This window comes from Geminocystis sp. (assembly GCF_041753295.1).
Classification (GTDB): domain Bacteria; phylum Cyanobacteriota; class Cyanobacteriia; order Cyanobacteriales; family Cyanobacteriaceae; genus Geminocystis.
On record NZ_JBGSUU010000120.1, the window covers coordinates 24696 to 44406 of the forward strand.

The following is a 19711-nucleotide window of genomic DNA, read 5'->3' on the forward strand; positions in this document are numbered from 1 at the left end:
AAAAAAATATCTGAACAAATGTATTCACAGCCAGATAAAAATACAAAAAAGTTAAACAGAGTTAAAAGAATTTATAAATACTATTATTTTCCTGTCATCTAAGATAAACAAAAAATTTAAGCATAAAGTGAGGAAACTATGAGCAAGTATAAGTCTTTAACACTAAAGAAAGAGATTGAAACGTAGATATAGTAAGAGAAGTAGAGAATGGGCAGAGCGAGGGTCGAACTCGCATGACCTAAGCCGCCACATTTTGAGTGTGGTGCGTCTACCAATTTCGCCATCCGCCCAGATAGTTACTTTCGTCATTATAACTCATTTTTCTAGTTTTGAGCAACTGAGAATAATTGGGAGAATTTGCCCAGTTTTCGATTTCTTTTGCTCTAATTATGGGTACAGGATGGGTTAATTGTGAGGTTTGCATTTCTTTTAACAAAATTCCGATGTCTGTGTCACTCATGGCTTTATATTCTTTTACTTGTGCCATAAAGGCTTCTAAATTTAGTTTATGAGCGATACTTGGTGAGCCTCCTGTTAATTTCATCAATACTGACATGACTATTGACGGTTTTTGCACGACTAACAAAGCACTGCGATCGCAACTGAATTCGGCACAACGAACCCATTGTAATAATTGACTTTGAAGGGATTGAGCGACAAAAGTTCCCCAAGAAGGAATTAAACCTGCGGCTAATACCATGATATTAGCTAAAGAAAGATAAACCCCATGTTCACATTTAAGATGTCCTAATTCATGGGCAATAACGGCTTTAATTTCTTCGGGGGTGAGAATTTCTAGTAAAGAAGTATGAATAACAATAAAAGGTTTTTTGCCTCGAATAGCTAAAGTATAAGCGTTAGGTGTAGGATTTTGTTGAATGTAGAGTTGGGGTGGTTCAATATCTAAAATTTCAGACGCAGATATAAGTAGTTCATATAAATCAGGTAATTGTTTTTCGCTGATGAGAATACTAGAGGCGATATTATTAAGATAAAAAAAATCTTCAGCAACATTTCCTAAAAGGCTTCTCATGGCTAAATCTAAAGCGGGAATTTGTTTTAATTTAGTAGTAGCTTCTAAATCGAGGGGATGACGAAAGTGATCTGCTTTGAGTCCAATTAGTTTAACTGTCATAGTTATCGTTAATAAATTATTTTCTGTACATTGTAACAACAACCTTCTAAATAGGAGAAAAACACCGTAAAAAGAAATTTATGTTTCGATTTTCATAATTAATATTTCATTTTAAGCACTTTTGTGTAATAATAAATAGTAAATATTTGTAAATATTTTGTCCGATTTATGGCAACATAGGGCAGTTTTATACTACTCTAGTCTTACCTAATGTCTAAATAATTAAAAGGAAGGAAAAATTATGCGTGGTTCACACAGAACTTCAACAACTCAAATGGAAGTAACCAGTATCCGTTTAGAGAAAACTCTTAAAGATAGTTTAAAATCTTTATCTGGTAGTCAAGGTTATCAAACTTTAATCAGAGATATTCTCTGGAATTATGTACAACAAAAATCTGGGGAATATCGTCCTAATTTCTCAAAAACTGACATTCGTGCGACTATTCCTGCCACTGCAAGAAAAGATGAAAGTTGTGTCTTAAGTGGTAAATTAATTTCTGAAGATGACGAAATGCTTTTAGCTTTAACCATTCATGGTGATTTTGTACCCGTATCTGAAGAAGCCTTAAAAAAGTAAATAATTAATAGGGTTATTTACCCTAACTGAAGCTAGATTCTGTGTTAGTAAACATTTTGATTTATTGATACGGAATTTAGTTTTTTTATTTAATTAATCCATTTTAATAAATTTCTAACGGCGAGAAAAATTACGGTAATAATGAAAATTCTTCTTAACCAAAGATTGCTCATTTTTAAGGCAAATTTTGCTCCAATTATTGCACCAAAAAACATAGTTATACCTAAAATTATTCCTAGTTTATAATCAATAATTCCTTGAGTCATAAAAATAAAAGTGGCGATTAATGAGGAAAAAATATTCAACACTTTTGTTATGGCTACTGCTTCCATAAATGTCATGTTTAGAAAAGCAATAAAACAAGCGGTAAGAGTAGTAACATAACCACCGCTAAAAAATCCTCCATAAATACCTAAGAGAAAAGTTAAAGCGTAACCAATTTTTTGTGCTGTCGGAGAAGATTCTTCGATTTTTTCTACTCCTTTATTCCGATTAATCACAGAAAAAATTGTCACTACAATCATAGAAATAGAGATAAGTAAAGGCATCGTTTTTGAGGGAATAATTATCACTAATAATGCCCCAAATATTGAACCGATAATAGTTAAAATAATTAAGAGAGATAAATCTTGACGTTTAAGTAAGTCTCCTTTTAAAAAGGGAATTGTGCCACCAATACTCATAAAGATTAAAGCAAACATATTCGTAGCGATGGCATTTGCTGGGGAAATACCAAATTCAAGCATAACGGGAATTGTAACTAAGGAATTACTCCCTGTTACCACGCCAATGATGCTAGTAAAAAGAAAAATGATGACTAGAGAGATTAATTGACTTGTTATCATATATAGTAAAAATTTTAAATTATTAATTATTATTAAAATCATAATAAAAATAGATTAAATCCTTCATAATATTTAGAGAAAAAAATCTTAAACTAATTCTAATAATGAAAATATAGTTAAATTTTTGAGGATTGATTGAAGGAATAATTTTGATAACTTAAAATATTAATATTATTTTCTATAATATTTGAAAAGTCAATGTATTTTGATCAAATATGATCATGTAAGTTTCAAGAAAAATTAAGTAATTATTTAATTGTTTAATGATAAAGGTTACACTCAAGGAGAGTTATAACAGAAAATACCATTTATGATGAATAAGAGTGAAAAAACACAATATAAAGATAATGTAATTGATAAACTGTTTATTGCTTTATTTTCCCGTAAAATGGCTAAAGCTGTGGGGAAAAGTACAAATTTCAAAGGTTATGATGGTTTTGTGGATTTATCGCAACAAATAATGAAAGGGCGCACAGCACAACAACAACAAGAATTAGTCGCTATCGTGCTAAAATCTTTAGTACCTTCTCCTGCTTTATATTTGATTCGTAATCTTTTTTCCCCTACAAAATGGGTATGTGAATCTAATGCGTGGTTTGCCACAATTTTATTTGAATGGTTAGTTGGCAAATCTGAAATTAAAGAAATCGAAATTGTCACGGAAGATAATCAAATTAATCGGCAAAAAAGCGGAGTTAAAATAAAAAAATGTCGTTATCTTGAAGAAAGTGGTTGTGTGGGAATGTGTATAAATATGTGTAAATTGCCTACTCAAAAATTTTTTACTGAGTCTTTTGGCATTCCTTTAACCATGACTCCTGATTTTGAAGATTTAAGTTGTGAAATGATTTTCGGAAAGTATCCTCCAGCTTTAGAAACAGAAGAAGCTAGTCGTCAACCTTGTTTACAAACTTATTGTCCTACTGCTAATATTTCATCTGAACCTTGTCCTAAGATTTATCAATAAATGTTTGATTTTTATTGGATATTTCTTTCAGACATTTACTATAAAGTTAATATTAGATTTTGTCAAGATAATATCTCCATTTACGAAAGTTGTCATATTTTTAAAAGCCTATAAATAGTCAGTTTTCAGGTATAGTAATATTTATAAATTTATTTTTTAATCTTTGATTATTTGTTAGTTATTTTAGATTAATATTTTAATTAATTTTATTATTTATTTGGTTTTTGACTACTTTTATTACTTTTTTTACAACTATTATTTAATAAATGAAATTAGGTAAAAAATTTTTACGTTGGCTAATTTTAGGAATAACTTTCTTTTTTATCTTTTCTACATTTAAAAATTATTGGCGAGAAGTTATTGAAGTTAAATTCAACTTTTTTATTTACTTAATGCTATGTTTAAGTTTATTTTTTAATTTGTTTGCTCATATTTTTTCTGCTTGGGTTTGGACTTGGATTTTAGCTATTTTTCAAGCAAAGTTAAAGGGATTTAAAGCTATTAAAGTTTACTTAATTACAAATATTAGTAAGTATTTACCGGGTAATATTTGGCATTTTGTGGGAAGAGTAAAAGCTATTCAAAATGAAGGTGATAGTTTAGCTTTAGCTACTGTTAGCGTTATTCTTGAACCTTTATTAATGGCAGTTGCTGCTTTCTTAATTACTATCTTTAGTGTTAGTTTTGGTATCATTAGAGTTAATTTTTCTCTTCTAATTTTTACAATTCAATGTATTATTATCTTTCTAGTTTTAATGGGTATTCATCCTAAGATAATTAATCATATTTTAACCAAATTAGCTAAAGGTAAAGGTAGTAAAAATATTGTTAATTTAACTCAATATCCTTTATTACCATTACTGGGGGAATTAGGTTTTTTATTACTTAGAGGAATAGCTTTTCTGTTGATTATAAATGCTTTTATTCCTCTCAAAATAAGTTTAATTTTACCTGTTTTAAGTACCTTTAGTTTTGCTTGGTTATTAGGTTTAATTGTACCCGGTGCCCCCGGAGGAATTGGGGTTTTTGAAGCAACGGCGATCGCAACTTTAAATCCAACTTTTTTTCCTCCTCAAAATGTATTAATAGTAGTGGCGTTATTTCGTCTTATTAGTATTTTAGCTGAGTTAATTAGTGCAGGAATTGCTTTTATTAAACAATGAAAATGATCAAAATAAATTGATTGAAACCCAATAATTTCGTCATGATTAATAATTAATTTCCTTGCCACCAACTATTATTTTTAACTAAAGTGTGAATTTGCCAGTTATCATCAGTGTGAGGATAATCAAGGCGATAATGTCCACCTCGGCTTTCCGTGCGAAATGAAGCACTTTTGAGAATTAAATAACCCACATCGAGCAAATTAATAGTTTCAGTGGCTAATTTTAACTGTTGTTGAGCTTGAGATGAAGTTAAATTATATTCATGAGATGAGGAAATATTGTTAATAAACTGATAAATAGAAAGTGTTTCGAGTTGAATACGCCAATTATCAATTTGGTGAAGTGCTTTTTCTAATCCTTCTTTGGTGCGACAAATTCCTGCACCTTCCCACATCGTAATAGGTAAAGAAGCTCGAATATAACTAATTAACTCCATTTCTTCTTCCCAATCATCATCAATATTTTGTTGATTACTAATAGTTATAGAAGGTTGAGAAAAAGAATCTAAAGATAAATGACGGAAATTTTCAGCAAAAACAACACACTCCAATAAAGAATTACTCGCTAAACGATTTGCCCCATGAACGCCAGTACTAGCAGTTTCGCCGATGGCATATAAACCATTGATAGAGGTTTGATTTTGAAGATTAACACAAACGCCTCCCATCCAATAATGAGCGGCAGGAGACACGGGAATTCGTTGAGAAAACAAATCTATTCCCCATTGTTGACACTTATCGATGATATTCGGAAAGCGATATTCAATGCGAGAAGGAGAAATGGGGCGTAAATCAAGATATACTTTACCAAGAGCAGGATTTTCACAGGTTTTGTGTAAATGACTGTAAATAGCTCGACTTACCACATCCCTAGGGGCTAATTCACCTTTTTCGTGGTAGTCAAAAGCGAAACGTTTTCCTTCTTCATCTACTAAATGAGCGCCTTCTCCTCTAACAGCTTCACTGATTAAAAAATGAGGAGTATTAGGCATATTTAACGCCGTCGGGTGAAATTGAACAAACTCTAAATCCCGTAAAATAGCACCGCTACGCCACGCTAAAGCCACGCCATCCCCTGTGCTAACGTGAGGATTAGTAGTTTGGGCAAAAACTTGTCCACCGCCTCCTGTGGCTAAAATAACGGCTTTGGCTGATAACCAACGAATTTGATTTTCATAGAGTAAACTAATGCCAAGACATTGATTTTTGCTCTCATTTAACCATAAACTAAGGGCGTAAGCCTGTTCATATACTTGAATATGTGGACTATCTAAGACTTTTTGACGGAGAATAGAAACAATAGCTCTACCTGTAGTGTCGGCTGCATGAAGTACTCTAGGGAAAGAATGAGCCGCTTCTAAAGTCATGGCTAATGGATGAGGAATATTATTATTATCATCTTTTACCCGATCAAAATCTACCCCCATTTCTAGTAAAGATTGAATAGAGATAGCGGCATTTTCTACTAAATATTTAACGGCGTGGGTATCACATAAACCAGCCCCTGCTTTGAGGGTATCTTGTAAATGAAACAGAGGAGAATCATCGGGGTTAATAGCTGCCGCAATACCTCCTTGTGCCCAATCACTAGCACCTCTTTTTAATTTATCCTTAGTAACTAAAGCGATACGGAAATTATTTGGCAAACATAAAGCTGTATATAAACCTGCAGCACCAGAGCCAACAATAATGACATCAAAGTTACTAGGAAAAGGTGACTCTTGCATTCTTTTTATTAAAATTAGTTGAGGGAAAAAGCCCGATAAAAATAACGAGATTAATATATTTCTGCTAATTGTACCGAAAGATTAACATCTGCGCACAAATAAATTAGGAGATGGAAGATAGAAAGGAAACAGGGAAGAATATTGAATAATCGATAAACTCATTATTTAAAACCTGACACCTGAAACCTAATCAGCTTTTAAGTTTTTCAACTACAATAAGAGAAAATATTGTTTTATGGGGGTGGTAAGTTTATGGCTGATTCAGAGAATTTATTAAAAAAAGCCTTTTATTTAGGAGTGGGCATTGCTAGTTATGCGGTGGAAAAAGCTAACGATACTTTTCAAGAATTAAAACAACAAGCGGAAAAAATCGCCCTTAATCCAGATTTTAGCCAAGAATTGCAAAAAATGGCGGATGAAATGGTAAATAAAGGGAAAATAAATGCAGAAGAAGCACATAAATTTGTGGATGAAATCCTTAAACAGAATCAAACTAAAGGGGTTAAAAGTGAAGATATAAATAAAAATTCTCAACCGCGCACCATTGAAATTATCACTGATGAAGATGAGTAATTAAAGAAATTTTAAGAGGTTTACAATAATATTCAATAATTGAGTTAAATTAGTGATGAGATCTTTCTTTGTTTTCAACTAATGGATAATTGGGAAAATACTTTCAAAAATTGGCTAAATGCGGTGGAGGGTGAATTTGAGTCACTGTACAAACAAATCAACCAAGATTGGCAGAAAAATAATCAGGAATGGGAAAAAAAAATAAATGAGTTAACCGAAGAAGTAGAAGAAATATTGACAACGGAATTAACTCAATTTTTAGCAGAAATAGATGATTTATTTACAGAAATCGTGGAATTATTTATCGATGAGGAATCTCAAGAAGATATTTTTTATGATGATGATTTTTATGATGAATTAAATTCTTTCTTTGACAATGACAATATCAAACCCAATCCACAAATACACCCCGCTTGTCAAGGTTGTCGTAATTATCACGGGCGAAGTTATAACGGTAATTTATTAGTTTGTGGTATGCACCCTTACGGTTGGGATGGTGATACTTGTCCAGACTGGGAAGATTAATTATTGATAATTGTTATGGAAGAAAAAACTTTAAAATCGTAAATATTTAAGAGATTATTTTATGAGTCAAATTATTGAAGTTAATATTGCTGATGTCTTGTTGAGACTTGAGGCAAAAATGGACAAGTTAGAAAACAAAATTGAAAAGTTAGAAGACAAAATCGATCATTTAGCTAATGAGGTTAATGAGGTAAAAATCAATGTTACTAAACTTGATGAAAAATTAAACAGTGTAAAAAGCGATGTTAAGACTAATTTTGATGGTTTAGATAAAAGATTAGTAAATATAGAATTTGTTGCTCGTTCAATAGCAAGTGGTATAATTATTGCTTTACTTTTGGCTTTGACTCGTTATCTTTTCCCTAATGTCACTTTGTGATGTGCAGCACTTTTTTTCATAATTATCTTAACCTAATTCTTGAGATCTTTTATAAGCAGCCGTTACAGCCGATATAATAGCATTACGAAAGCCATTTTTTTCTAATTGTGCAACTCCAGCGATAGTTGTACCTCCGGGGCTTGTAACTTGATCTTTTAATAAGGCTGGATGTAAATTCTTTTGTTTCACTAATTGTGCTGTACCTAAAACCGTTTGAGTTGCCAATTCTAAGGCGATAACACGGGGTAAACCTGAAGCGACTCCTCCATCAGCTAAAGCCTCAATCATCAATGCTACAAAAGCTGGTCCTGAGCCTGATAAACCCGTGACGGCATCCATTAAATATTCTGGTATTTCAATTACCGAACCAATAGCCTTAAAAAGAGACAGAGTAAGACTTAATTGATTTTCCGACACCAAATTATTTGGGGTAATAGCAGTCATGGCTTCCCCGACAATAGCGGGGGTATTAGGCATTACTCTGACTAGGGGAAATTGCGGAAATCCTTGGGCTAATTTATCTAAAGAAACTCCAGCTAAAATTGAGATAATTAAGGGTTTTTTCTCTTGAGAATTTAAGGTTAAATTAGAGATTACCGTTGACAAAATCTGGGGTTTAATTCCTAAGATGATAACGTCAGAATTATCTAAAATTTGTTGATTTTCTGCGGTAGTAATAACGCCGTATTTTTCTTGCCAAAATTGACGACGATTAACCGAAGGTTCACTAATAATAATATCTGAGGAAGAATAAATATTTTTTTCAATTAAGCAGGAAATAATCGCTTCTGCCATTACTCCACCGCCAATAACACCTAGTTTTAAAGACACTTTTTTTATAAAAAATTATTACTTATGACTTTTCTATTATTACTTATTACCTATTATTTCATTTATTGTGCAATGGGATCAGAAAGAGGTGTGGAATCATTTTCCCACAAGGATTCAGAAAAAGAACTACCTAAAGTATTGTTGCTACTTACAATAGATTCTCTCACTTGATAAGAACTACCTGATATAGTACTCACTTTTACGCTTCTAGGAGTGAATAAAAAGATACTTTCTCCAATTCTTTCTTGATGGCCGTCAATGGCATAAGTACCACCTGCGACAAAATCCACAGCTCTTTGTGCCTCATCAGGTTCCATTACATTTAAGTTTAATACTACACATCTTTGTTCTCTCAAGGTTTGAATTACTTGGGGAATCTCATCAAAAGTGTGGGGCTCGATTACAACTACTTCATTCACGGCGGTACTAACTCCTGGCATTCCAATTACATTACTAGGTAAACTACTATCCATATCTAAATAAGATGGCGAAGGCAATTCCATTTGATTTTGAGATTTATCCCGTTGACGACGACGAGAAGGAGTAGAAGATTGTATGGGAGATTCGGGTTGTTTTTCCACGATGGGCTCGACAATTTTTTCTTCTTGGGGTAAATCTTGAGTTACTAAGTTCTCAATTTCGTCCTCGTAATATTGGTAATCTTGTTGACCTCCACCAATAATATCTTTTAATTTGCCTAAAAAATTACTCACTTGTTTAATTCCTCAATGACTCTAGTATAATAGTACAAACTTTGTGATTTCATCCAAAAATTTATGGAGATTTTTCTTTACTTTATAATTGCAATAATGATCACAAAAATAAATCTTATTTTACTCAGATTTTGGTTCAACTTTCAAATTCAGTGTTGAAACTAAAAATTAGTCTGGAATTAACCAAAACTTAGGGCTTTTCCCCTTACATTGGTATTAAGTTTTCCGTTTTCTAAGGCAATATCACCATTCACAATAGTATATATAGGCCAACCTGTTAAATTCCAACCTTCAAAAGGACTCCAACCGCATTTTGTGGCTAAATTTTCCTTTAACACTGGTTTATAGTTGTTTAAATCCACTAAAATCAAATCAGCGTCATAGCCTACTTTTATTTCTCCTTTATTCGGTATTTCATAGAGTTTTGCTGGATTTGTACACATCCATTGTACGACTTGAACTAGGGTACAACGTCCTTTTTTATATTCTGTTAACATCAGTGGTAATGAAGTCTCAACTCCCGGCATTCCTGAAGGGCTATGGGGATAGGGTTTCGCTTTTTCTTCTAAGGTGTGAGGGGCATGATCTGTTGCAATACAGTCGATTACTCCATCTAATAATGCTCTCCATAAAATTTCGTTATTTTCAGGCGATCGCAAAGGGGGATTCATTTGTGCTAAAGTCCCGATTCTTTCGTAATCATTGGTATTGAGTAGAAGATGTTGAGGGGTTACTTCCGTAGAAATCCAAGGAGTCTTGTTTTCTCGTAAATATTCAGCCTCGATACCAGTGCTAAGATGAAGAATGTGTAAACGCCGTTGATATTTATTAGCTAATTTTACCGCCAATTTAGTGGCATTAAGGGCGGCTTGTTCATCTTGAATGACAGAATGAATGGCTGGATCTGTGTTATCTTTAAACAGTTTTTTCCTTTCTATAATTCTAGCTTGATCTTCAGCATGAACAGCAATTAAACGATTACCTTTAGCGAAAATAGGTTCAATTTCAGCCTCAGTACTGACTAATAATGCACCATGATTTGATCCCATAAAAATTTTTATACCACAAGCTGGATTAGCGTTGCGTAAATCGTCTAAATTTTCCGCCGTAGCCCCCATAAAGAAGCCGTAATTAACTAAACATTTTTGACTAGCAAGGTACAACTTATCGTCTAATATTGCCTGAGTGGTAGTTAAAGGGATGGTATTAGGCATTTCGAGGAAAGATGTGACTCCCCCCTTAGCACAGGCACAAGAAGCAGTAAAAAGGTCTTCTTTATGGGTTAATCCGGGGTCACGAAAATGCACTTGGGGATCGATTACCCCGGGTAGTAAAGTTAAGCCAGTAGCATCGATAATTCGGGCAGAATCGGCAGTTAATTCTGTGCCAATTTCAGCAATTTTACCGTCTTTGATGAGCAAATCTCCTAACAAAATACCGCCGTTAGGTAATAAAATCTCCCCATGATGAATTAATAAATTAGATGTCATAGTTATAATTAATAATTGATAATGAATAATTATTTACACAATATTCCGATAGTTTCACAAATATTTTTTGAATGAATAAATTATTTATATCTATCTATTGCTATTATAGTTTAATATTTTAATCAATGAAAAATAATCAATCGACAAAATCTCAACAAAAATTATCTTTTTTTTTCAAACTTTTAAATTGGTATTCAGATCAATTATTTATTGCTAGAATCATGGCAATTATTTCTGTCTTAAATTTTGGAGTTGTCATTTTTGATTTAACTTATATTCCGTTAAGAGATATATGGTTAAACGGTAAAGTAACAGTAGGGAAAATTAAAATTGCTTCCCATGAATTTAACGGTATAACCTTTAAGATTTTACCTCAATCCTTGAGAGAGAAAATTATTAAATATGATGCTATTAAAGGAATCGAACCTTATCGAGATACTCAAGAATATTTAGAAGAAGTTAAGAGATTAGAAAAAAGTATTAATCAGTCTGGATTAGACAGTGAAGAAACTGCAAAAATTTTATATAATTTAAGAGAAATGAGTGCAAGTATGATCTCAGAGGATCCTTTTAGAATAGCTAATAAAAGTGGAACTTTAGAGATAATTAAAAATAGAATGCGAGAACATATGAGCATATATATAGATAATCCTAGAGATTCCTCTACCGTTGCGTTTACATCTTTTTGGACAAAAAATCATCTTAAAAATAATAATTTAGAAAGACAATTAACTTTTTTTAACAAACAAATAAAACCGTTAATTAGAACTAATTTTTTCCGTCCGATGGGAGAAAATGGACAATTTGTTGATTATTTTGGCTTGATAGATTTTCCTTTTATTGTCATCATTTTTTATGATTTTATTCTTCGTTGTCTATTTATTAGTATTCGCTATGAAGGAGTTAAAATTCAAGATGCTATTTTATGGCGTTGGTATGATTTAATTTTCTTTTTACCTACTTTTAGATGGTTAAGAATTATTCCGATAATTATTCGTTTAGATGAAGCTAAATTATTAGATTCTAAGAGAATTAAAAAACAACTAAGTAAAGGTTTTGTTGCACAAATTGCAGGAGATATCACCCAAGTTGTGATACTCAGAATTGTTAATCAAGTTCAAAAAACTATTGAAAAAGGAGAGATTGAAAAAATATTATTTAAAGAAGAAGATAGAAGGGAATATATTAACTTAAACAATGTTAATGAAACAGCAGAAATTATCAAAATATTAATGAATTTAGTCGCCTATGAAATGTTACCAGAAATTCGTCCAGAAGTTGAAATTTTACTTACTTATATTTTTGAAAAAACTATTACTGAATCACCTATTTATCAAAACATTAATTATTTACCTTTACTAAAAAATTTTCCTCAAGATATTAGTAATAAATTAGCGACTCAATCTTATCAAATCTTTTTAAATACTATTAATAATATGTTAAAAGAAGACCTTATTTTTGAACAACATTTAGAACAAATTATCAATAAATCTGTTAAGATTATGAGTTTACGTCCTAATGCTAAATATGATATTAATAAAATAGAAGAATTATTAGTTATTTTACTCGAAGAAGTTAAAGTCAATTATATTCAACAATTATCGGAGGAAGATATTGAAGCATTAATGAAAAATTAATCATTAGTTATACTTAATATTCCTCAATAAATTTTGAGTTTTTCTAAGTTCTAATAAATTCTATTTTGTGATGACTATTTACTATAATAAAAAGCAATTTCTTTATCTTTTAAAGGAGCAAAATTAGCATCAATTAACTTCTGATTAAGTTCGTCTTGGGGTATATGTTTCGCTCCAATTCGCACAATTCTTGAACGCATAGTATTACTTACTCCACTACGTTGTCTTTGTCCTTCTAATCCCATCACTTGATTATATAAATCTATTTTTGCTGTAGGGATTTCACTGCCATCAAAATCAATTCCTTTTGCGATCGCCTCATCAACTGCATCAGCTCCAGTAGTTAAATTAGTCATAATAAATTCATAATAGCTTTTCAAATTTTTATATTATCACTAGAAGGAAAAATGTCAAGAAAATTAATTACATTAGATTTAATTCTTCCTAATTTTTTATTACTATGAATTTGTGATAGTTAATTTTTAAAACTTCTATATTTTCTATACTAATCTAAATTTGGAATCTCTTTTTTTATCTGGGTAAATTATGATATTTTTATTATCTATCTACAATAACATTTACTATTAAGCAATAAATTTTGAGTCTTTTATAAGTGCAAATAGGTCTTATTTTTGCTGAGTTTTATTTATGATAAAAAGTAATTTTTTTGAGCTTTTAAAGTTAGTAAAAACATAAAATATTACGTCTATACGAACTATTAAAAACTCCCAGAAAATTAATTTAAAGCACGAGAGGAAGAATTTCCTTCCACCGCTTGACGGTAAGGCTCAACGGCATCAGTATAGTCAATTGGTAGCACAGCACAAACATTTTCATGAGGACGGGGAATGATAACCCATGATTCAAGTGCCGCACCTTCAGCACGGTTTACGGCTTCAATTCCTGCTGCCATAGCGGTTTTGACTTCAGAAACAGAGCCTCTGATATTGATATTAAAACGAGCGCTACCGACTCGAATATAACCCACAAGGGTGACTCTACCAGCTTTTACCATAGCATCGGCGGCGGCTAAAACACCCGGAAATCCTTTAGTTTCGAGAGATCCAACGGCGGCTTGTGAAGGCATAAAAAATTCTCCTTTAATAATGAATAAAAATAAATTGGTTGGTTAAATTATTATCTAAATTTGCTCTATTTTCTGGCTCGAAATCAATGGATTAATTCGAGGTTGAAACATAAAATTAAGAGCGATAAGGTTGGGAAACCTCTGTATATTCGATAGGTAAAACATCTACGACATTAGGAGGAGGATTAGGGACAATGTAATGAGTTTGAACGACACCGCCAAAAACATTACCAGCTTCTCTAATACCTTCAGTCATAGCTTTTTCAACTTCGGAAACAGGTCCACGAATAGCTACAATAAAGTCACCTTTTTCTGCTTTATCAAAATAAACCACCGTTACACGAGCGGCTTTTACCATAGTATCAGCGGCGGCTAAAATAGAGGGAAACCCTAAAGTTTGAATTACTCCTACTGCTTCTGGCATCGGTTGTTTAAAAAAAATAACTAATCAACGGTAATATTATCACTTCTTGGTTACTAATGAGTGAATAAGTTAATTAATCAATATCCCCCTGTTAAGCATTTACGTTGGTTTCAGGGGATCTGTATAATTAGAGTAAATATTATCGCTATTGGTGGCAAAAATTTAATGGAAAAAATATCTACAGATTATCTCAAAATCTCCTTAAAGCCTTTACCTTTAAAACGTCCTTTACTAATGATCGGTCATGGTACAAGAGATGAGGATGGTCGTCAAGTGTTTATGAATTTTGTTCATGCCTATCAAGAATTGGATAAATCTCGCCCCGTAATTCCTTGTTTTTTAGAATTGACTACCCCAACAATCGCCGAAGGAGTTGAACATTGTATTAATTTAGGCTATACAGATATTTCTGCTCTGCCGATTCTTTTATTTGCTGCCCGTCATAATAAATTTGATGTTACCAATGAATTAGATCGTAGTAGGATAAAATATCCTCAATTACAATTTCATTATGGACGACATTTTGGCATCAATCCCAGTATTATCGAACTTTGGCAAAAACGTTTAGCACAATTAGATGAATTAGAATATAATCCCCATAACATTTCCCGTGAAGATACAGTGTTATTATTTGTGGGTAGAGGCTCAAGTGATCCTGATGCCAACGGTGATGTATATAAACTAGCCCGTATTTTGTGGGAAGGTAGTGGATATAATACCGTAGAAACCTGCTTTGTGGGAATTTCTCATCCTCGCTTAGAAGAAGGATTCCGCCGCGCTTTGTTATATCAACCAAAAAGAATTATTGTCTTGCCCTATTTTCTATTTATGGGTGCTTTAATGAAAAAAATAGAAACTATTTCGACAGAATATCAAAAATTATATCCTCAAATTGATATTACCTGTTTACCTGAAATGGGTATCCAACCTGAATTATTGCAGTTAATTAGGGAAAGGGAAATCGAAACTCAACTAGGAGAAGTAAAAATGAATTGTGAAATGTGTAAGTTTCGCCTAAATGCGTTACAAAATGAGGATAGTCACCATCACCATCATGATCATTCTCAGGATCACATTCACCATCATGATCATTCTCATCATCACCATGATAGCGATCCCTTGGTAGAACCAATAGCTTATCATGAACGTATTTGGCAAACTCCTTAATTGATTAGGAATTAGCAAGGAAACTGGGAATTAGGAATTAGGAATTAAGAATTAGGAAAGACACGGGAATAATAAAATTATGACATCAGTAAATATTAAATCAGGGGATCGGGTGAAAGTGATAAAAATACCACCATACATCAAGACGGCGGATTTCATGCCCATGTTAAGATCATCTAGCTTGATTAATTTAGGAGAAGAAGGAATTGTTTTGAATCCACGCCCTGCTGGTTATTGGGCTATTCGCTTTACTCAAGGTACTTTTTTATTAGAATCAAAATATTTTCAAGTATTATAAAATATTGATAGTTTTTTCTCTGAATTAGTCAGCCCGTAACAAATATAATCCCGAAGGAGTATTTTCATCAGGCAAAATCTCCTTACTGCTTTTCAGGTTACGACTTTCGCACAAATCCGCAAAGGCTTCTAAACTCTCTAATCTCGCTAATAATTCGCTTAAACCGTCTAAATACTCTGCGATCGCAATCTGTTTTTGTATCCATGATTTAGGGTATCTTTCTTGGGCGTAAGACATTTCAAACTCAACACTTGCCTCATTTTTTTTGCGTCTGACTTGATCCTGATTTAAACTAAGATCACTAGGGGAAATATCCTTAATTCTGGTGACTCTTTCGGGGGTGATATATTCCGCAAAGGGAGAAGCGGAAAAACGATACGCCGTTGACAATGACGAATTACCCTCTTTTATCAGGCTATTACTCCAATTATGAGCGACAGTTTTAAACTTCTCCACCTCCTCCCGTAACATTCCTTTTGCTTCCTGATGTTGCCCCATTTGTAACAGTAAATGGGCTTCCGTAGCCGTAGCAACCGCCCATCCTTGAATCGATACATCACTATTTAACAGCAATTCTGCCTCTAATTCTGGGGTTGACTGCATCGCCTGACTACTTAAAAATAAACGAGTATTGGTAGCGGTTTTTAGAGCTAATCGGGGAGATTCATGGGGAAAACGTTTTAAATCTTCTAATTCTGCTTGTAAGGTAGTGATTTCTTTAATTAACATCGCTTTATGAATGTTAGAAATCGCTTTCCCTAGATTTTCCTGTTTTTCTCGACTATCCTGCACCAATAAATATAGATAAGCTAATTGCCCTGAAACCACATCTAAACGACTATTAACATCATTAAATCCTCGCTCCATAGTTTAGTTACTTTTATGTGATAAATCTGATTTGTAAATTTAATTTAATAAATAAATCTCCATTTTCTTTATACAATTTCCCAAAGTCATGTCTTGAGGTACTAGCAGTTTCTAACTTTGTATTATTAAACAAATAATTCTCAAATAAATGTTTATGATAGATATGATAACAAATTATTTCTCCATCATCTTTAACAATTAAATATCCACCATCTGCATCATAATTTCCTTCCCAAACTTGTGAGGGAAGCATTCCTAATGCAACATCTGTCAAAAATCTTTTCACTTTATAAGTATAAAAATCATGATTATTTGATAAGTCATAATTTAAGGGATTAACTTTTTTTATTTCATCAACTAGATCAATCATTTTTGAATAACGAGAAGAATAAAATTTTAATAGTATTTCACTGAAAATATGAGGTAAAAAGCTATCTATTAAAATTAAGTTATTCTCGAAAATTTTTTGCTCTGTTTTAACAAACTCTAAGTCCCCAGTTTTATTAATAATTATGTTAATTCTATCTCTTACTTTTTGTCTTGTATCAATAGAGTTAATTTGGTTAATTTCCTCATCAGATAATTTTCCATTGATTTTATAAATAAAATTAGTAGTTTTTCCCGCATTTAATAAAGTTGATGGACTACCTAATTGAGATTTTATGCTAAATCCTAAAGTAGATGCTTGATTTATTTTTGGATCATAAATAACAATATTTATATCTTTCTTATTAGAAGAATTTGCTTTTAAAGAATAGCAATAATTTCTATTCATAAAATCTTCTATTTCAGGAATATCAAAAGTAGTTTGATTGGTAATTTTAATTTTTTCTAATAAAAACTGTGCTTTTTCGGCAAATTCAATTATAGATATTTTTAATAATTCTCTATCATCATTGGATACGATGATTAAGTCAAGCTCACTATCAATAGAGTATTCATACTTTTTATTTAATTCATTTCTCAAAACTTTAATAATAGGGTAAATGATATTACTAATTTTGTTTAAATTTTCATCTCCACGATAAAGAAATTTATCAGATAAGATTTTAAACAAAGCATAAATTTCACTCCATTCGCCTTTATTTCCTTTTATACTCATAATTACTAAATTATTTCTAATTTTTCTAATATTTTTTTTGCGACAATTTCAATAGCAGGTATCGCTACAGAATTACCAAATTGTTTATAAGCAGAAGCATCAGCAACGGGAATAATAAATTTATCAGGAAATCCTTGTAATCTAGCCCATTCTCTGGGTGTCATTCTTCTAATTCCCTCACGATTTACCTCCCCTTTTATCTTTGTTATAGGTGTAAAATTTGTCAATCTATGATCATAAATTAAATTTCTTTCACGCCCCATTCCTCCCACTAATAAGGCATTAGCAATACCATCATCTGATATAATTTCATAGCCAAAACCATTACCCTTATTTTCATGTCTTTGTTTATGTTTTATAAGAGTGTCTAAATATTGTGTAGATAAATAATATTTAACTGAGACTTCTTTTTCTTCTATAATATCTTTAATACAAACTTTTTTTGCTATAGGTTTAGGATATTCAAAACTGTTAATATTTAAACTTTTATGGAAACCAATAATAAAAATTCTTTCTCTATTTTGAGGTACTCCAAAGTGTTTAGCATTAATAATTTGTGGTTCAGGTACAAAATAATTTAAGTCATGTCTTAAAGTATTTAAAATAGTATTTAAAGTTCTTCCTTTATCATGATTAAGTAAACCCTTAACATTCTCTAAAAAAAATGCTTTAGGTTGATGATTTTTGATAATTTCTGCTACATCAAAAAATAAAGTACCTCTGGTATCTTCAAAACCTCCTCTTTTACCAGCAATAGAAAATGCTTGACAGGGAAAACCAGCCGATAAAATGTCAAATTGTGAAGGAATTAATTGCTTTATTTCTTTTTTTGTTATATCTCCAAAAGGTATTTCTCCAAAATTTGCTTGATAAGTTTGTTGGGCTTTCTCATCCCATTCACTGGAAAAAACACATAAACCTCCTAAATTTTGTAAAGCGATTTTAAAACCACCAATTCCAGCAAATAAATCAATAAATTTAAACTTAGGATATTGAGGAGAAGGAAAAGGTATTTTTGTTTCTTTTTTAATCTGATTGATGATTTTATTAGCATCAATAGTTAAACTTAATTCTAGTTGACTGGTAATCATTTTTACTTTTTATATTTATCTCAATAAGTTTTTATTATCTCATTAAAATTATTATTATCTAATTATAGTTTGCCATAGTTATTATCTTACTTTTTCCTTATCAAAAACATCGAGGGAGAGCTTATGCTGTTTTTAGGGTTGAGTTCGATCGCACTTCTGGGGTAACATTAGAGTTAGTATGTAAAGGATTCGTACCCCATGCACATTGAGCATAGTATAAAAGACGGGCATTGAAAGGGATAATATCAGGCAAAGATGGAAGATTTAACTGCTCTTGTATTTCCGTTTTTAACTGTTGTAAACGCACATCAAGAGGCTTATCATCCGAACCCCGTTGATCAACTCGGTTTAAAATAAAAATCATAGAATCCGTGCGCCCTTGTAGATATTCAACGACTCTTTTTAATTCCGTTAATAATTTTTGGCGATGTTGCTCATCTACCTGCATATAATCTAAGATAACTAAACTAAAAGCCTTACCCACCATTGGAAATTTTCGGTGGATAACTGACTGAAGGAAAATTTATCTTTTACCACTACAATCCTATAGTTACTTAAAATAAATGTTTGTAAAATTAGTACTATTATAAAATATTGACAATTCATGATTATTGTTTTTTTATTTATTCTTTATGACAAAAGTAACTCCTAAACAGATTTTTAAAAAAGGTTTTATTATTATTTCAGGCTTGGCTTTTTTCTGGTTTTCAGCTTATAGCGTGATTGAAATGATGACAAAACCTGCTACACCTCCCGTCAATTCCAGTCAAGGAGAGAATTTATCCCCAGAGAGTTCATTGTTAAAAGAAGCGAAAGGTTATGAATTAGTCTTGGAAAAAGAGCCTAATAATCGTTTTGCTTTAGAAAAATTGGTGGAAATTCAACTACAGTTAAAAAATTTATCTGCTGCCTTACCACTAATGGAAAAATTAGTTGAGATTGAGCCTCAAAATACTAAGTATCAAGAAGTCTTAAATATTATTAAGCAAGGTTTAGCACAACAAAATTCTCCTACTCCCCCCGTTAATAATTCTCCTAATCCTCCCGTTAATAATGAAGGAAAATAGTGTAAACTCTAAGGTTAATCTTTGTTACTTCTTCATCTGACTAT

Annotated in this window: 23 protein-coding genes and 1 tRNA gene; 10 read left to right on the plus strand and 14 right to left on the minus strand. The window is 31.8% G+C overall.

What is annotated here, in order from left to right; translation table 11 throughout:
• Positions 1-208 precede the first annotated feature (208 nt).
• Together ACEW8E_RS14915 and ACEW8E_RS14920 are read right to left on the minus strand one after the other, a co-directional pair.
• Positions 209-290: transfer RNA gene (locus ACEW8E_RS14915), tRNA-Leu, on the minus strand.
• Positions 269-1135 carry a M48 family metallopeptidase gene (locus ACEW8E_RS14920; protein ID WP_373481148.1) on the minus strand — a complete coding sequence of 289 codons (867 nt, stop codon included), beginning with the start codon at positions 1133-1135 and terminating at the stop codon, positions 269-271. Before ACEW8E_RS14920 ends, ACEW8E_RS14915 begins: the two co-directional genes overlap by 22 nt.
• A 241-nt stretch (positions 1136-1376) precedes the next feature.
• On the opposite strand from ACEW8E_RS14920, the gene ACEW8E_RS14925 reads away from it, so the two are divergent.
• The gene (locus ACEW8E_RS14925; RefSeq protein WP_373481149.1) at positions 1377-1712 is read left to right on the plus strand and encodes a hypothetical protein; all 336 of its coding nucleotides are present in this window, start codon (positions 1377-1379) and stop codon (positions 1710-1712) included.
• A gap of 89 nt (positions 1713-1801) precedes the next feature.
• On the opposite strand, the gene ACEW8E_RS14930 is transcribed toward ACEW8E_RS14925, so the two are convergent.
• Positions 1802-2557, minus strand: coding sequence for a sulfite exporter TauE/SafE family protein (locus ACEW8E_RS14930; RefSeq protein WP_373481150.1), 756 nt, complete (start codon positions 2555-2557; stop codon positions 1802-1804).
• Positions 2558-2867: 310 nt separating this feature from the next.
• Between ACEW8E_RS14930 and ACEW8E_RS14935 the strand changes: the two genes are divergently transcribed.
• Positions 2868-3524 carry a DUF4033 domain-containing protein gene (locus tag ACEW8E_RS14935; protein WP_373481151.1) on the plus strand — a complete coding sequence of 219 codons (657 nt, stop codon included), beginning with the start codon at positions 2868-2870 and terminating at the stop codon, positions 3522-3524.
• 266 nt (positions 3525-3790) lie between these two features.
• The gene (locus tag ACEW8E_RS14940) at positions 3791-4687 is read left to right on the plus strand and encodes a lysylphosphatidylglycerol synthase domain-containing protein (protein WP_373481152.1); all 897 of its coding nucleotides are present in this window, start codon (positions 3791-3793) and stop codon (positions 4685-4687) included.
• A 52-nt stretch (positions 4688-4739) separates the two neighbouring features.
• On the opposite strand, the gene nadB is transcribed toward ACEW8E_RS14940, so the two are convergent.
• Positions 4740-6416, minus strand: coding sequence for an L-aspartate oxidase (nadB, locus tag ACEW8E_RS14945; protein WP_373481153.1), 1677 nt, complete (start codon positions 6414-6416; stop codon positions 4740-4742).
• A gap of 252 nt (positions 6417-6668) precedes the next feature.
• On the opposite strand from nadB, the gene ACEW8E_RS14950 reads away from it, so the two are divergent.
• The 3 genes from ACEW8E_RS14950 (at position 6669) to ACEW8E_RS14960 (ending at position 7893) form a co-directional block, all read left to right on the plus strand.
• Positions 6669-6989: a hypothetical protein gene (locus ACEW8E_RS14950; protein WP_373481154.1), complete on the plus strand. Its 321-nt coding sequence runs from the start codon at positions 6669-6671 to the stop codon at positions 6987-6989.
• 81 nt (positions 6990-7070) lie between these two features.
• Positions 7071-7514, plus strand: coding sequence for a hypothetical protein (locus ACEW8E_RS14955; protein WP_373481155.1), 444 nt, complete (start codon positions 7071-7073; stop codon positions 7512-7514).
• 61 nt (positions 7515-7575) lie between these two features.
• Positions 7576-7893: a hypothetical protein gene (locus ACEW8E_RS14960; RefSeq protein ID WP_373481156.1), complete on the plus strand. Its 318-nt coding sequence runs from the start codon at positions 7576-7578 to the stop codon at positions 7891-7893.
• Positions 7894-7920: 27 nt separating this feature from the next.
• On the opposite strand, the gene proC is transcribed toward ACEW8E_RS14960, so the two are convergent.
• The 3 genes from proC to ACEW8E_RS14975 form a co-directional block, all read right to left on the minus strand.
• Positions 7921-8724, minus strand: coding sequence for a pyrroline-5-carboxylate reductase (proC, locus tag ACEW8E_RS14965; protein ID WP_373481157.1), 804 nt, complete (start codon positions 8722-8724; stop codon positions 7921-7923).
• 62 nt (positions 8725-8786) lie between these two features.
• On the minus strand, positions 8787-9437 hold the full coding sequence (locus ACEW8E_RS14970; protein ID WP_373481158.1) for a cell division protein SepF: 651 nt from the start codon (positions 9435-9437) through the stop codon (positions 8787-8789).
• A 179-nt stretch (positions 9438-9616) separates the two neighbouring features.
• On the minus strand, positions 9617-10927 hold the full coding sequence (locus ACEW8E_RS14975) for a dihydroorotase (RefSeq protein WP_373481159.1): 1311 nt from the start codon (positions 10925-10927) through the stop codon (positions 9617-9619).
• A 125-nt stretch (positions 10928-11052) separates the two neighbouring features.
• Between ACEW8E_RS14975 and ACEW8E_RS14980 the strand changes: the two genes are divergently transcribed.
• Positions 11053-12564: a hypothetical protein gene (locus ACEW8E_RS14980; protein ID WP_373481160.1), complete on the plus strand. Its 1512-nt coding sequence runs from the start codon at positions 11053-11055 to the stop codon at positions 12562-12564.
• Positions 12565-12638: 74 nt separating this feature from the next.
• On the opposite strand, the gene ACEW8E_RS14985 is transcribed toward ACEW8E_RS14980, so the two are convergent.
• The 3 genes from ACEW8E_RS14985 to ACEW8E_RS14995 form a co-directional block, all read right to left on the minus strand.
• A complete protein-coding gene (locus ACEW8E_RS14985) occupies positions 12639-12920 on the minus strand; it encodes a DUF4090 family protein (protein ID WP_373481161.1) in 282 nt (93 codons plus the stop codon).
• Between the two features lie 380 nt (positions 12921-13300).
• Positions 13301-13651, minus strand: coding sequence for a carbon dioxide-concentrating mechanism protein CcmK (locus tag ACEW8E_RS14990; RefSeq protein ID WP_373481162.1), 351 nt, complete (start codon positions 13649-13651; stop codon positions 13301-13303).
• A 115-nt stretch (positions 13652-13766) separates the two neighbouring features.
• Complete coding sequence (locus ACEW8E_RS14995) at positions 13767-14075, minus strand: carbon dioxide-concentrating mechanism protein CcmK (RefSeq protein ID WP_373481163.1); 309 nt, start codon at positions 14073-14075, stop codon at positions 13767-13769.
• Between the two features lie 165 nt (positions 14076-14240).
• Here ACEW8E_RS14995 and ACEW8E_RS15000 point away from each other — a divergent pair, with 165 nt between their 5' ends.
• Entirely contained in the window at positions 14241-15242 is a 1002-nt protein-coding gene (locus tag ACEW8E_RS15000) for a sirohydrochlorin chelatase (protein ID WP_373481182.1), read from the plus strand.
• A 79-nt stretch (positions 15243-15321) separates the two neighbouring features.
• A complete protein-coding gene (sipA, locus tag ACEW8E_RS15005; RefSeq protein ID WP_373481164.1) occupies positions 15322-15540 on the plus strand; it encodes a regulatory protein SipA in 219 nt (72 codons plus the stop codon).
• A gap of 24 nt (positions 15541-15564) precedes the next feature.
• On the opposite strand, the gene ACEW8E_RS15010 is transcribed toward sipA, so the two are convergent.
• The 4 genes from ACEW8E_RS15010 to ACEW8E_RS15025 form a co-directional block, all read right to left on the minus strand.
• Positions 15565-16407 carry a hypothetical protein gene (locus ACEW8E_RS15010; protein WP_373481165.1) on the minus strand — a complete coding sequence of 281 codons (843 nt, stop codon included), beginning with the start codon at positions 16405-16407 and terminating at the stop codon, positions 15565-15567.
• A gap of 13 nt (positions 16408-16420) precedes the next feature.
• On the minus strand, positions 16421-17509 hold the full coding sequence (locus ACEW8E_RS15015; protein ID WP_373481166.1) for an HpaII family restriction endonuclease: 1089 nt from the start codon (positions 17507-17509) through the stop codon (positions 16421-16423).
• A gap of 5 nt (positions 17510-17514) precedes the next feature.
• Positions 17515-18600: a DNA cytosine methyltransferase gene (locus ACEW8E_RS15020; RefSeq protein WP_373481167.1), complete on the minus strand. Its 1086-nt coding sequence runs from the start codon at positions 18598-18600 to the stop codon at positions 17515-17517.
• A gap of 121 nt (positions 18601-18721) precedes the next feature.
• Positions 18722-19087, minus strand: coding sequence for a hypothetical protein (locus tag ACEW8E_RS15025; protein WP_373481168.1), 366 nt, complete (start codon positions 19085-19087; stop codon positions 18722-18724).
• Positions 19088-19232: 145 nt separating this feature from the next.
• Between ACEW8E_RS15025 and ACEW8E_RS15030 the strand changes: the two genes are divergently transcribed.
• A complete protein-coding gene (locus tag ACEW8E_RS15030) occupies positions 19233-19667 on the plus strand; it encodes a tetratricopeptide repeat protein (protein ID WP_373481169.1) in 435 nt (144 codons plus the stop codon).
• The last annotated feature ends 44 nt before the right edge of the window (positions 19668-19711 follow it).

Excerpts from the sequence above, each read along its gene's own strand:
- ACEW8E_RS14925 (WP_373481149.1), top strand. The coding sequence starts at position 1,377 with ATGCGTGGTTCACACAGAACTTCAACAACTCAAATGGAAGTAACCAGT.
- ACEW8E_RS14995 (WP_373481163.1), bottom strand. The coding sequence starts at position 14,075 with ATGCCAGAAGCAGTAGGAGTAATTCAAACTTTAGGGTTTCCCTCTATT.
- ACEW8E_RS14920 (WP_373481148.1), bottom strand. The coding sequence starts at position 1,135 with ATGACAGTTAAACTAATTGGACTCAAAGCAGATCACTTTCGTCATCCC.
- ACEW8E_RS15015 (WP_373481166.1), bottom strand. The coding sequence starts at position 17,509 with ATGAGTATAAAAGGAAATAAAGGCGAATGGAGTGAAATTTATGCTTTG.
- ACEW8E_RS14930 (WP_373481150.1), bottom strand. The coding sequence starts at position 2,557 with ATGATAACAAGTCAATTAATCTCTCTAGTCATCATTTTTCTTTTTACT.
- ACEW8E_RS14935 (WP_373481151.1), top strand. The coding sequence starts at position 2,868 with ATGATGAATAAGAGTGAAAAAACACAATATAAAGATAATGTAATTGAT.
- ACEW8E_RS15010 (WP_373481165.1), bottom strand. The coding sequence starts at position 16,407 with ATGGAGCGAGGATTTAATGATGTTAATAGTCGTTTAGATGTGGTTTCA.
- ACEW8E_RS14955 (WP_373481155.1), top strand. The coding sequence starts at position 7,071 with ATGGATAATTGGGAAAATACTTTCAAAAATTGGCTAAATGCGGTGGAG.
- ACEW8E_RS14975 (WP_373481159.1), bottom strand. The coding sequence starts at position 10,927 with ATGACATCTAATTTATTAATTCATCATGGGGAGATTTTATTACCTAAC.
- ACEW8E_RS15020 (WP_373481167.1), bottom strand. The coding sequence starts at position 18,600 with ATGATTACCAGTCAACTAGAATTAAGTTTAACTATTGATGCTAATAAA.
- sipA (WP_373481164.1), top strand. The coding sequence starts at position 15,322 with ATGACATCAGTAAATATTAAATCAGGGGATCGGGTGAAAGTGATAAAA.
- ACEW8E_RS15030 (WP_373481169.1), top strand. The coding sequence starts at position 19,233 with ATGACAAAAGTAACTCCTAAACAGATTTTTAAAAAAGGTTTTATTATT.
- ACEW8E_RS14985 (WP_373481161.1), bottom strand. The coding sequence starts at position 12,920 with ATGACTAATTTAACTACTGGAGCTGATGCAGTTGATGAGGCGATCGCA.
- ACEW8E_RS14950 (WP_373481154.1), top strand. The coding sequence starts at position 6,669 with ATGGCTGATTCAGAGAATTTATTAAAAAAAGCCTTTTATTTAGGAGTG.
- ACEW8E_RS14960 (WP_373481156.1), top strand. The coding sequence starts at position 7,576 with ATGAGTCAAATTATTGAAGTTAATATTGCTGATGTCTTGTTGAGACTT.
- nadB (WP_373481153.1), bottom strand. The coding sequence starts at position 6,416 with ATGCAAGAGTCACCTTTTCCTAGTAACTTTGATGTCATTATTGTTGGC.
- ACEW8E_RS15025 (WP_373481168.1), bottom strand. The coding sequence starts at position 19,087 with ATGGTGGGTAAGGCTTTTAGTTTAGTTATCTTAGATTATATGCAGGTA.
- ACEW8E_RS15000 (WP_373481182.1), top strand. The coding sequence starts at position 14,241 with ATGGAAAAAATATCTACAGATTATCTCAAAATCTCCTTAAAGCCTTTA.
- ACEW8E_RS14980 (WP_373481160.1), top strand. The coding sequence starts at position 11,053 with ATGAAAAATAATCAATCGACAAAATCTCAACAAAAATTATCTTTTTTT.
- ACEW8E_RS14940 (WP_373481152.1), top strand. The coding sequence starts at position 3,791 with ATGAAATTAGGTAAAAAATTTTTACGTTGGCTAATTTTAGGAATAACT.
- ACEW8E_RS14990 (WP_373481162.1), bottom strand. The coding sequence starts at position 13,651 with ATGCCTTCACAAGCCGCCGTTGGATCTCTCGAAACTAAAGGATTTCCG.